Origin of the sequence: Pseudarthrobacter sp. NS4 (genome assembly GCF_024758005.1) — a bacterium.
GTDB lineage: Bacteria > Actinomycetota > Actinomycetes > Actinomycetales > Micrococcaceae > Arthrobacter.
In genome coordinates, this window is the sequence record NZ_CP103288.1 from 2,039,351 (window position 1) to 2,051,375 (window position 12,025).

A 12,025-nucleotide genomic window follows, 5' to 3' on the forward strand; every position below is an offset into this window, starting at 1 on the left:
AAGGTGCCATGGCACTGACAGCATCAGTCAAGGAAGAACTGTCCCGTCTGGACATCAAAAAGTCATCAGTGCGCAAGGCGGAAGTATCCGCGATGCTCCGCTTTGCAGGCGGACTCCACATCATTTCCGGCCGGATCGTGATCGAGGCCGAAGTTGATCTGGCCTCCACCGCCCGGCGGCTGCGGGCGGCCATCGCGGAGGTCTACGGCCACCAAAGCGAGATCATCGTGGTGTCCGCAGGCGGACTCCGGCGTGCCAGCCGCTACGTGGTCAGGGTGGTGCGCGACGGCGAGGCGCTGGCCCGCCAGACAGGCCTCCTCGATGGCCGTGGCAGGCCGGTGCGCGGGCTGCCGTCCGCCGTCGTCAATGGCTCCGCAGCGGACGCCGAGGCCGTCTGGCGCGGGGCATTCCTGGTGCACGGATCGCTCACGGAACCCGGCCGCTCCTCGTCGTTGGAGGTCACGTGCCCCGGCCCGGAATCGGCACTGGCCCTCGTGGGCGCCGCCCGCCGGCTGGATATCCAGGCCAAGGCACGCGAAGTCAGGGGAGTGGACCGCGTCGTCATCCGGGACGGCGACACCATCGCCGCACTCCTCACCCGCATGGGCGCGCATGACGCGCTGATGGTCTGGGAGGAACGGCGGATGCGCAAGGAAGTCCGTGCCACCGCCAACCGCCTGGCCAACTTCGACGACGCCAACCTCCGCCGCTCGGCACAGGCCGCCGTCGCCGCGGGGGCCCGTGTGGACCGTGCCCTGGAGATCCTGGGCGACGACGTTCCCGAGCACCTGAAGTACGCCGGTGAACTGCGGGTGGCGCACAAACAGGCCAGCCTTGACGAACTTGGACGGCTCGCCGATCCCGTCATGACCAAGGACGCGATAGCAGGACGGATCCGCCGCCTGCTGGCTATGGCGGACAAACGGGCACTTGACCTGGGCATTCCCGGCACGGATGCCAATGTGACGCCCGAAATGCTGGACGAGTGAGCGCCCCATAGAATCAAAATGATTCCGGGCGCCAGCCGCCCGGATGCACAATCCGAGAGTTACCAACCGGACCGAGTGTCCACGATATTGGAGGATTTTGTGACCGAGTACGTATTGCCGGAACTCAGCTACGACTACGCCGCCCTCGAACCGCACATCTCTGCGCGGATCATGGAGCTGCACCACAGCAAGCACCACGCAGCCTATGTGGCAGGTGCAAACAACGCCCTGGCACAGATGGCCGAGGCACGTGAAAAGGGCGACTTCGCCAACATCAACCGGCTCTCCAAGGACCTCGCGTTCCACACCGGCGGACATGTCAACCACTCCGTGTTCTGGAACAACCTCTCCCCGGACGGCGGCGACAAGCCCGAAGGTGAGCTGGCCGCGGCCATCGACGACGCCTTCGGCTCCTTCGATGCCTTCCGTGCCCAGTTCTCCGCAGCGGCCCTTGGCCTGCAGGGCTCGGGCTGGGGTTTCCTGGCCTACGAGCCCATCGGCGGAAACCTGGTCATCGAGCAGCTGTACGACCAGCAGGGCAACGTGGCACTGGGCACCACCCCGCTGCTGATGCTCGACATGTGGGAGCACGCCTTCTACCTGGACTACGTCAACGTCAAGGCCGACTACGTCAAGGCCTTCTGGAACATCGTCAACTGGGCCGATGTCGCCAAGCGGTTCGAGGCAGCACGCAGCAACGCCACGGGACTCATCACCGTCGCGTAGTGACGCGCGCTACATGCGCATGTAACAAGCTTCACATTCGGACTTAAAGAGGCCGCGATGTGGACCGTCCGCCCCCGCACTTGCGGGGGCGGACCCAGTTAAACGTAAGATGGGTCACGGAAGGCGGTTAGCCTTCAGCAATGAGGCTGGTCGCCCTCCGTTTGTAAATCATCTCTGCCCAATGGCGTGCGGGATCTGTTAGTTGGCTTGAACGCCCGCTCAACTAGTAGTGCTTCTTCAAAGCACCAAGGAGACTGAAAAAGTGACGACCCGTATTGGTATCAACGGCTTTGGCCGTATTGGCCGCAACTACTTCCGCGCAGCACTTGCACAAGGCGCGGACCTGGAGATCGTTGCCGTCAACGACCTCACCAGCCCCGAGGCCCTGGCGCACCTGTTCAAGTACGACTCCGTCGGCGGCCGCCTGAAGGAAACCATCGAGGTCAAGGACGGCAACATCGTCGTCGACGGCAACGTCATCAAGGTCCTGGCTGAGCGCGATCCCGCCAACCTCCCCTGGGGCGAGCTGGGCGTGGACATCGTCATCGAATCCACCGGATTCTTCACCAAGGCTGCCGCAGCGCAGAAGCACATCGACGCCGGCGCCAAGAAGGTCCTCATCTCCGCCCCGGCATCGGATGAAGACATCACCATCGTCATGGGCGTGAACCACAACCTGTACGACAACGCGACGCACCACATCATCTCCAACGCGTCCTGCACCACCAACTGCCTGGGCCCGCTGGCCAAGGTGGTCAACGACGAGTTCGGCATCGAGCGCGGTCTCATGACCACCGTCCACGCCTACACCGCTGACCAGAACCTGCAGGACGGCCCGCACAACGACCTCCGCCGTGCACGCGCCGCCGCCATCAACATGGTGCCCACGTCCACCGGTGCAGCCAAGGCCATCGGCCTGGTCCTGCCTGAGCTCAAGGGCAAGCTGGACGGCTACGCCATCCGCGTTCCCGTGCCCACCGGCTCGGCCACCGACCTCACCGTCACCGTTTCGCGTGAGACCACCGTGGAGGAAGTCAACGCCGCCCTCAAGCGCGCTGCCGAATCCGAGGAACTGCAGGGCTTCCTGACCTACACGGACGAGCCGATCGTCTCCTCCGACATCGTCGGCGACCCCGCTTCGTCCATCTTCGACTCCGGCCTGACCAAGGTGATTGGCAACCAGGTCAAGGTTGTTTCGTGGTATGACAACGAATGGGGCTACTCCAACCGCCTCGTTGACCTTACGGAGCTTGTCGCATCCAAGCTGGGCTAGGGTTGGACACATGACATCTCACACCCTCAACGAACTCATCGCTGAAGGTGTCCGCGGGCGGTACATTCTGGTTCGAAGTGACCTGAATGTGCCGCTCGACGGCTCTACAGTCACTGACGACGGCCGCATCAAGGCCTCACTTCCAGTGCTGTCAAAGCTCACGGACGCCGGTGCCCGCGTGCTGGTAACAGCCCACCTCGGACGCCCCAAGGGAGCACCCGAGGACAAGTACTCCCTCCGCCCCGCAGCCACCCGCCTGGCGGAGCTGGCGGACTTCAAGGTTTCCCTGGCCGAAGACACGGTTGGCAGTTCCGCAAAGGAAGCTGCAGCGTCCCTGCAGGACGGCGAAGTGCTGGTCCTGGAGAACGTCCGCTTCGACGCCCGCGAAACCAGCAAGGACGACGCAGAGCGTGGCGCCTTCGCTGACGAGCTGGTGGCGCTGACCGGGGATAACGGCGCCTACGTGGATGATGCCTTCGGTGCGGTGCACCGCAAGCACGCCAGCGTGTACGACGTCGCCACCCGGCTCCCGTCCTACCAGGGCGACCTGGTGCACACCGAGGTAGAGGTCCTGCGCAAGCTCACGGCCGACACGCAGCGCCCCTACGTGGTGGTGCTGGGCGGATCGAAGGTTTCGGACAAGCTCGCCGTCATCGACAACCTGTTGGGCAAGGCTGACACCATCCTGGTGGGCGGCGGCATGCTGTTCACGTTCCTCGCCGCGGCTGGCCACAAGGTGGCTGCAAGCCTGCTTGAGGAAGACCAGATTCCCGTGGTCCAGGATTACCTGAAGCGTGCTGCGGACGCCGGCACCGAATTCGTGGTGCCCACCGACGTGGTGGTCGCGGAGAAGTTTGCTGCAGACGCTGCCCACGAAACCGTCGCTGCAGACGCCATCGAGGAGAGCAGCTTCGGCGCGCAGGGCATCGGGCTGGACATCGGGCCCGATTCCGCTGCTGCATTCGCGGAGCGGATCACAGGTGCCAGGACCGTCTTCTGGAACGGTCCGATGGGCGTCTTCGAGTTCGAAGCGTTCTCCGCCGGAACGCGCGCCATCGCCAAGGCCCTGACCGAAACCGGGGCGTTCACTGTGGTGGGTGGCGGGGATTCCGCCGCAGCCGTACGGACGCTTGGCTTCGCCGACGACCAGTTCGGGCACATTTCCACCGGCGGTGGCGCCAGCCTGGAGTACCTCGAAGGCAAGGAACTCCCGGGCCTCAGCGTCCTCGACCGGTAGGTACGTTCAGTAAGTCCTTCCGGTAGCAGTACCTGACTGACCAGTCCTTCCGGCCGGCAGGTTGCCCACAGCAGCCTGCCGGCCGAACACTTATCAAGAACTTTTTGGAGAATACGTGACTACGTCAACGAATGGCGCTTTTGACCGCAAGCCCTTCATCGCGGGCAACTGGAAAATGAACATGGACCACGTGCAGGGCATCACCCTCCTGCAGAAACTGGCCTGGACCCTCTCCGATGCCAAGCACGACTACAGCCGTGTCGAGGTTGCTGTTTTCCCCCCGTTCACTGATCTCCGCGGCGTCCAGACCCTTGTCCAGGGCGACGACCTGGACATCGCCTACGGTGGCCAGGACCTTTCCCAGTTCGATTCGGGTGCCTACACCGGCGACATCTCCGGCCAGTTCCTGAACAAGCTGGGCTGCAAGTACGTCCTGGTGGGACACAGCGAACGCCGCACCATTCACAACGAGTCCGACGAAGTCCTCAACGCAAAGGTCAAGGCCGCCTTCAAGCACGGTGTCACCCCTGTCCTCTGCGTCGGTGAAGGGCTGGAGATCCGCCAGGCCGGAGCACACGTGAACCACACCCTGGAGCAGCTTCGGGCCGGTGTTGCCGGCCTGAGCAACGAGCAGGCAGCCGAACTCGTGGTCGCCTACGAGCCCGTTTGGGCCATCGGCACCGGCGAAGTGGCCGGCCCGGAGGACGCACAGGAGATGTGCGCCGCCATCCGTTCGGAACTCGGATCGCTCTTCGGTGCCGATGTTGCAGCCAAAACCCGGCTCCTTTATGGCGGCTCCGTCAAGGCCAACAATGCCGCGGCGATCCTGCAGGAACGTGACGTGGACGGCCTCCTGGTGGGTGGCGCGAGCCTCGATCCCGCCGAGTTTGCTAATATTGTCAGGTTCGAGAGTCACCTGGTGACGGACTAGTCCGTCCCGCTGCGCACACTCCCGCAATTCCAACTTCCTGAAAGGCCGTCGTGGACGTTCTTCATGTCATTCTGCAGATCCTCCTGGGCGTCACCAGCCTCCTGCTGACGCTTCTCATCCTCCTTCACAAAGGACGGGGCGGCGGGCTGTCGGACATGTTCGGCGGCGGCATGAGTTCGGGCCTGAGCTCCTCCGGCGTGGCGGAGCGCAACCTGAACAGGTTCACCGTCATCCTCGGGGTCACCTGGGGTCTAGTGATCATCGCCCTCGGCCTGATCATGCGGTTCAGTGGCGGGGACTCCTGATCATCAACGCTTGAGGCAGGGGTTCCGGCCGGTACTCCCGCGGCATGGATCTGCCAACTAAACTGTGGCTGTCGGTTCCCGACAGCCACAGTTTTTGTTTAAACCAAAGGCATTTCGAGTCAGGAGTTCCGGTGGTCCATCCAGCATCAGGCCTTCGCGGTACCAGGGCAGGGGTAACGGCAGGAACACGATCCAGCCTCCAGTCCAACGAAGACCACGGGAGCGCCCCGCCGCGGATCCGGGTGTCCTACTGGTGTGCCAAGGGACACGAGACCCAGCCCGTGTTCCTCAAACTTCCCGAGGACCAGATCCCACTGGTGTGGGATTGCCGGCGGTGCGGTGCCCCGGCGTCAAGGGACGGCCAGGCAGCGATGGTTGCCGACGAGATTGACGATGGCTTCAAGAGCCACCTTGAGTACGTTAAAGAACGGCGCTCCGGCCAGGACGCCGAAGACGTACTGGCCAGAGCGCTTGAAAGGCTACGCGCCCGCGGCGTCCTTCCGGACGAGCTGATGCGGGACACGTGAGGCTGCGTTTTCGTCGATCAGCCACAAGGTCCGGGACGTTCCCCGCGGACCTGCTGCCGGCACCTGGACAGGGTTGGCCCCGGCCAGGGCAAGCCCGACTGCGCCGGCTTTGTCCTGGCCGGCAACCACCATCCAGACCTCGGCGGCCGTATTGATGGCCGGCAGGGTGAGCGAAACCCGCAGCGGCGGCGGCTTGGGGGAGTTGCGGACACCCACCACCGTGCGTTCCTTCTCGCGGATCCCTGCCTGCTCGGGAAAGAGCGAAGCCACGTGTGCGTCCGGCCCCACACCAAGTAGGACAACGTCCAGCCGGGGCAGTGCCGAAGGTTCCTCAGGCCGGTCATCGGACATGTCCGCAGCATGCTCCTCGGCCGCGGCTTCCCTGAGGCGGCGGGCATAATCCTCCGCAGCCTCTTCCGGGCTGCCGAAATCATCAGAGGAACCCGGCTGGTGTACCCGCTCCGGATCCACCGGGATATGCGAGAGCAGCGCCTCGAACGCCTGCTTTGTGTTCCGGTCCGGATCATCGGAGCCCACGAACCGTTCGTCACCCCACCAGAAGTTGACCCTTGACCAGTCGACGGCGGGAGCTGCCGGAGAGTCCGCAACAGCCTTCAATGTACCGATGCCCACTGTGCCCCCGGTCAGCACCACAGTGGCTTCTCCGTACTTGTCCTGCACGTCCACCAGTTTGGTAATCAACCTGGCCGCGATGGCCGCCATCAGGACGGATGAATCAGGATGGATGCTTACTCTTGGCTCAACGCTCACTTGGACGGACGCTCCTTAGATTGGTACGTGGCAGTCCAATAGTAATCACTTCACCGAAGACTTCGTCCGGGTCGAGGCGGCGGAGTTCTTCGGCAAGGCAGTCGCGGAGGCTGCGGCGTGGGAGGGAGATGCGTTGGGCAGGCTGTCCCGGCTGGGTCAGTTCGGCGACGGAGAGCCCAGGCCGGAAGAGCTGGACGTCGCCGCCGGGGCGGGTGAGGCGGACGCGGCGAAGGCCTGTGCCGGCGGGATCGGCGACGATGGTGACGGGGGCGTTCAAGGTGAGGGTGAGCCAGGCGGCCAGGAGGATGGTGGACGGGGAGTCCGAGGCGCCTTCGACAGCCACGGCGGTGACGGGGGATGAGTCGACCTGGTCCAGGACGGCGGCGAGCTGGATCCGCCAGTTGGTCAGGCGGGTCCAGGCGAGGTCGGTGTCGCCGGCTTTGTAGGTGGCGCGGATGTTTTCCAGGGCCGCCTGCGGGTCCGGTTCGTTGGCCGAATCGGTGATCCGGCGGTGCGCGATCCGTCCGATGGATGTTTCGCAGGCGTTTTCCGGGGCGCCGTGTGGCCACCAGGCCACGATCGGGGCGTCCGGGAGCAGCAGCGCCGCGACCAGGGACTCGGACTCGTGCGCGAGCTGGCCGTAGCCGCGCAGCACGATCACCTCCGAGGCGCCGGCGTCCCCGCCGACCCGGATCTGGGCGTCGAGCCGGTCCGCGTTGTCCTTGCCCGCGTCGGCCAGGACGATGATCCGGCAGGGGTGTTCCCGGCTGGCCTCGTTCGCGGCCTCGATCGCTTCTTCCTCGAGCCCGGATTTGGTGACCACCACCAGGGTCAGGACCCGGCCCAGGGCGATCACCCCGCCCTGGTCGCGCAGGGCCATGATCTTCTTGGAGACCTTGGAGGTGGTGGTGTCCGGCAAATCTACAATCATGGCCTTCTCCAGGTTCGTCCGTCACGGGCCAGCAGCTCATCAGCGGAGGCCGGGCCCCAGGATCCCGGGGCGTAGGGTTCGGGCTGTTCGTCCAGGGACGCCCAGTAGTCCTCGAACGGGTCAAGGATCTTCCAGGACAGCTCCACTTCCTCATGCCGCGGGAACAGCGGCGGCTCACCCAGCAGCACGTCCAGGATCAGCCGCTCATACGCCTCCGGGGAGGACTCGGTGAACGAGTGCCCGTAGCCGAAGTCCATCGTCACGTCCCGGACTTCCATCTGCGTGCCCGGGACCTTGGACCCGAACCGGATCGTCACACCCTCATCGGGCTGGACCCGGATCACCACCGCGTTCTGCCCGAAGTCATCATCACTGTGATCCCGGAACAGCAGGTTCGGGGCGCGTTTGAACACCACCGCGATCTCCGTCACCCGCCGGCCCAGCCGCTTGCCCGCACGCAAGTAGAACGGGACCCCGGACCAGCGGCGGGTATGGATATCGACCCGGACCGCCGCGAACGTCTCGGTGGTCGAATCGGCCGGGATGCCCTCTTCCTCCAGGTAACCCTGGACCTGCTCCCCACCCTGCCAGCCGCCGGTAAACTGCCCCCGCGCCGAATGCGTGGACAAATCCTCCGGCAGCTTCACCGCCGCGAGGACCTTTTCCTTCTCCGCCCGCAAATCATCGGCGTTGAACGAAATAGGTTCCTCCATCGCGGTCAGCGCCAGCAGCTGCAGCAGGTGATTCTGGATCACATCCCGCGCCGCGCCCACACCGTCGTAATACCCTGCCCGGCCACCGGTACCGATATCCTCAGCCATCGTGATCTGGACATGGTCCACATAGTTCGCGTTCCACAACGGCTCAAACAACTGGTTCGCGAACCGCAAAGCCAGGATGTTCTGCACCGTCTCCTTGCCCAGGTAATGATCAATCCGGAACACCGCATCGGCCGGGAACACCGATTCGACAATATCGTTCAACTGCCGGGCCGAGGCCAGGTCATGCCCGAACGGCTTCTCAATCACCACCCGGCGCCACTTCTCACCCTCGGCCTGCGCCAAACCATGCTTGGACAACTGCCGGCAGACCTGCTCAAACGCCTTCGGCGGAATCGACAAATAAAACGCGTGGTTCCCCCGCGTGCCACGGACATCATCGAGTTCCTTGATCGTCTCGCCAAGCCGCTCAAACGCCCCATCGTCGTCGAACTCACCCCGGACAAAACGGATCCCCTCCGAGAGCTGGTTCCACACCGCCTCATCAAAAGCCGTCCGCGCATACGCCTGCACCGAAGCCTTCACCTCAGCAGCGAAATCCTCATCACTCCACCCCCGGCGCCCGAACCCCACCAACGCGAAACTCGGCGGCAACAACCCACGATTCGCCAAGTCATACACCGCCGGCATCAACTTCTTCCGCGCCAAATCACCGGTCACCCCAAAGAGCACCAACGACGACGGACCCGCAATCCGGTTCAAACGGCGGTCACGCGGATCCCGCAACGGATTACCGCCCCGGCCCGGTGACTTCCTGCCGTATTCAGTTTCTGGCATGTTGCTTCTGTGCCTTAGCTTTCGGTAACGGAGGCTGACCTGGCGGACAGCTCAGCAATGATGTCCTGCAGCTGTGCCACGCCGGCGGCCCGGTTGGTCAGGTGCAGGCGGAGCACGGGACGGCCGTGCTCACTCAGGACCTGGGCGTCACCTGCGGCCTGCGCGGCGATCAGTTCGCCGAACGTGAAGGGACGGTCCGGGATGGCAAGGTCTTCTGCCGAAGCAGCCGTGACCTGCAGGAACACACCAATAGCCGGCCCACCCTTGTGGAACTGCCCGGTGGAGTGCAGGAAACGCGGTCCCCAGCCGAAGGTCACGGGACGGCCGCTGACAGCTGCGAGCTCGTCACGGATGCCTTCCAGTTCGGGGAACGCCAGGCGGTCGAAGTACGCCTGGACGCTGAGGTAGCTGTCTGCTTCGAGCGTGCCCAGCAACGCCTTTACGGCGGCCTCTGCAGTAGCTGCATCACCGAGCCAGTCGCCGCCGCGGACCTCGATGGCACCGTCCACGAATGCTGCGCGGGTTGGCTCCGGCTGTGCGTCCAGCAGGCCCCGGGCCGCCACCTTGGCGGCTTCGACGTCCGGTTGGTCGAACGGGTTGATGCCCAGCAGGCGCCCGGCAACAGCGGTGGCAAATTCCCACACCATCATCTGCGTGGCAAGGCCGCCGGCGATTGCTACTTCGTTTTCGCCGAGTTCGACGTCGGCATCAGGGGCTACCAGCCGCACTACCAGGACGTCCGGCGCTCCGGAGCTGACCTCGGGTGCGGCGGGCCCGGCGACGACGGGCAGGACGCCCGTGCCCAGCTTGCCGGTGGATTCGGCGATGAGCTGTTCGGCCCAGTCAGCGAAGCCCACAATGCCGGAGCCGTCTTCGGCAATGACGATCTTGTTGCGCAGCGGGTTGGTTCCACCCAGCGCGGTTCCAAGTGCCAGGCCGATGTTCTCGGGTGCATCGTCATTGAGGATTTCGGCGGCCTCCTCTGCTTCGTCAAGGAATCCCTGGATGTCCACGCCGGCAAGGCCGGAGGGGACCAGGCCGAAGGCCGTGAGTGCGGAGAAGCGGCCGCCGACGTTGGGGTCGGCGTTGAAGACGGCCCGATAGCCGGCGTCGCGCGATGCCTTGTCCAGCGGGGAACCAGGGTCCGTGACGATGATGATCCGGCTCGCGGCGTCGATGCCGGCATCGCTGAATGCCTTCTCGAAGACACGCCGCTGGGAATCGGTCTCTACAGTGGAGCCGGACTTGGAGGAGACCACGATGGCGGTCTCCGCCAGCCGGTCAGCAAGGGCAGCGCGGACCTGGTCGGGATCCGTGCTGTCCAGCACGGTCAGGTCGACGCCGGCAGTACCGGCGATGACCTCCGGGGCAAGGGACGAACCGCCCATGCCGCAAAGCACGATACGGGTGACGCCTTCAGCCCGGAGGGCATCGCGGAGTTCCAGGATGTCCTTGACCAGCGGCTGCGAAACCGTGGCCGCCTCCACCCAGCCGAGGCGGATTGCCGACTCGGCTTCGGCGTCGGGACCCCACAGGGTGTGGTCTTTAGCGAAAATGCGGGTGGCGATCCGGTCCTCAATGAGGGCGGGAATGTGCTGTTCAAGTGCCTTCTGGGCAGCGCCGGTGGCGTCGTAGCTGAGAGTGCTCATAGGGGACTAGGAAGCCTTCCGTGCTGAGGCGAGGGCGCCCTCGACGTCGCCGAGGAGTTCCTTCCAGCTGGCCACGAACTTGTCCAGGCCTTCGGATTCAAGGAGCGCGACGACCTCGTTGTAGGAGATGCCCAGTGCGTCGAGTGCGTCGAGGGTGTTGTTGGCCTCGGCGTAGGTGCCGGTGACGGTGTCACCGGTGATGACGCCGTGGTCGAAGGTGGCGTCGAGGGTCTTCTCGGGCATGGTGTTGACGACGCCGGGGGCGACGAGTTCGGTGACGTAGAGGGTGTCCGGGTATGCCGGGTCCTTCACGCCGGTGGAGGCCCACAGGGGACGTTGGGGGAGTGCGCCTGCTTCGGCGAGCAGGGCCCAGCGTTCGGTGGCGAAGAGTTCTTCGTAGACCTGGTAGGCCAGGCGGGCGTTGGCCAGGCCGGCCTTGCCCTTGAGTGCCTTGGCCTCCTCGGTGCCGATCGCGTCGAGGCGCTTGTCGATCTCGCTGTCAACGCGGGAGACGAAGAACGAGGCGACGGAGTGGATCTTTGACAGGTCGTGGCCGTTTTCCCTGGCCTGCTCCAGGCCGCCCTGGAAGGCGTTGATGACGGCGCGGTAGCGTTCCAGGGAGAAGATCAGGGTCACGTTGACGCTGATGCCTTCTGCCAGGGTGGCGGTGATCGCTTCAAGGCCCTCGAGGGTTGCCGGGATCTTGATCAGGACGTTGTCCTTGTTGACCCTCTTGTACAGGTGCTGGGCTTCGGCGATGGTGCCGGCGGCGTCCCAGGCCAGGCGGGGGTCAACTTCGATGGACACGCGTCCGTCCACGCCGTTGGTGGCTGCTGCCACGGGTGCGAACAGGTCGCAGGCGTCAGCGACGTCGGTGGTGGTGATCTCGAAGATGGTGTCCTCGACGCTGGCGCCGGCTGCTGCCTGCTTTGCGATCGTGGCGTCGTAGTCGGTGCCGGCGGTGATGGCCGCGTGGAAGATGGACGGGTTGGTGGTCACACCGACCACGTTCTTCTCTTCGATCAGCTTGGCCAGCGTGCCGGTGTCCAGGCGTCCGCGGGAAAGGTCATCGAGCCAGATGGAAACTCCGGCGTCGGAGAGCTGCTGGGTGGGAGTAGTCATTGTCTTTA

12 protein-coding genes are annotated in these 12,025 nt (G+C 64.7%); 7 read left to right on the top strand and 5 right to left on the bottom strand.

What is annotated here, in order from left to right:
* Positions 1-8 precede the first annotated feature (8 nt).
* The 7 genes from whiA (at position 9) to NXY83_RS09585 (ending at position 5,988) form a co-directional block, all read left to right on the top strand.
* Positions 9-989: a DNA-binding protein WhiA gene (gene whiA / locus NXY83_RS09555; RefSeq protein ID WP_258805856.1), complete on the top strand. Its 981-nt coding sequence runs from the start codon at positions 9-11 to the stop codon at positions 987-989.
* A 99-nt stretch (positions 990-1,088) separates the two neighbouring features.
* Positions 1,089-1,715 (top strand): superoxide dismutase, encoded by a 627-nt coding sequence (locus NXY83_RS09560; RefSeq protein ID WP_258805857.1) that lies wholly within the window; start codon positions 1,089-1,091, stop codon positions 1,713-1,715.
* A gap of 262 nt (positions 1,716-1,977) precedes the next feature.
* Positions 1,978-2,988: a type I glyceraldehyde-3-phosphate dehydrogenase gene (gap, locus tag NXY83_RS09565; protein ID WP_258805858.1), complete on the top strand. Its 1,011-nt coding sequence runs from the start codon at positions 1,978-1,980 to the stop codon at positions 2,986-2,988.
* 10 nt (positions 2,989-2,998) lie between these two features.
* Positions 2,999-4,225: a phosphoglycerate kinase gene (locus NXY83_RS09570; RefSeq protein ID WP_258805859.1), complete on the top strand. Its 1,227-nt coding sequence runs from the start codon at positions 2,999-3,001 to the stop codon at positions 4,223-4,225.
* 115 nt (positions 4,226-4,340) lie between these two features.
* Complete coding sequence (tpiA, locus tag NXY83_RS09575; protein ID WP_258805860.1) at positions 4,341-5,156, top strand: triose-phosphate isomerase; 816 nt, start codon at positions 4,341-4,343, stop codon at positions 5,154-5,156.
* Between the two features lie 50 nt (positions 5,157-5,206).
* On the top strand, positions 5,207-5,461 hold the full coding sequence (gene secG, locus NXY83_RS09580) for a preprotein translocase subunit SecG (protein WP_258805861.1): 255 nt from the start codon (positions 5,207-5,209) through the stop codon (positions 5,459-5,461).
* A 131-nt stretch (positions 5,462-5,592) separates the two neighbouring features.
* Positions 5,593-5,988: an RNA polymerase-binding protein RbpA gene (locus NXY83_RS09585; protein WP_258805862.1), complete on the top strand. Its 396-nt coding sequence runs from the start codon at positions 5,593-5,595 to the stop codon at positions 5,986-5,988.
* On the opposite strand, the gene pgl is transcribed toward NXY83_RS09585, so the two are convergent.
* The 5 genes from pgl to tal are packed head-to-tail and all read right to left on the bottom strand — an operon-like array spanning position 5,941 to position 12,017.
* Complete coding sequence (pgl, locus tag NXY83_RS09590) at positions 5,941-6,711, bottom strand: 6-phosphogluconolactonase (RefSeq protein ID WP_258806152.1); 771 nt, start codon at positions 6,709-6,711, stop codon at positions 5,941-5,943. The two genes, NXY83_RS09585 and pgl, sit on opposite strands and share 48 nt — an antisense overlap.
* Before the next feature lie 37 nt (positions 6,712-6,748).
* Complete coding sequence (locus NXY83_RS09595) at positions 6,749-7,690, bottom strand: glucose-6-phosphate dehydrogenase assembly protein OpcA (RefSeq protein ID WP_258805863.1); 942 nt, start codon at positions 7,688-7,690, stop codon at positions 6,749-6,751.
* On the bottom strand, positions 7,687-9,246 hold the full coding sequence (gene zwf, locus NXY83_RS09600; protein ID WP_258805864.1) for a glucose-6-phosphate dehydrogenase: 1,560 nt from the start codon (positions 9,244-9,246) through the stop codon (positions 7,687-7,689). The genes NXY83_RS09595 and zwf overlap by 4 nt, the downstream gene beginning before the upstream one ends.
* A gap of 14 nt (positions 9,247-9,260) precedes the next feature.
* Positions 9,261-10,895, bottom strand: coding sequence for a glucose-6-phosphate isomerase (locus NXY83_RS09605; protein ID WP_258805865.1), 1,635 nt, complete (start codon positions 10,893-10,895; stop codon positions 9,261-9,263).
* A 6-nt stretch (positions 10,896-10,901) separates the two neighbouring features.
* Entirely contained in the window at positions 10,902-12,017 is a 1,116-nt protein-coding gene (gene tal / locus NXY83_RS09610; RefSeq protein ID WP_258805866.1) for a transaldolase, read from the bottom strand.
* Positions 12,018-12,025 lie beyond the last annotated feature (8 nt).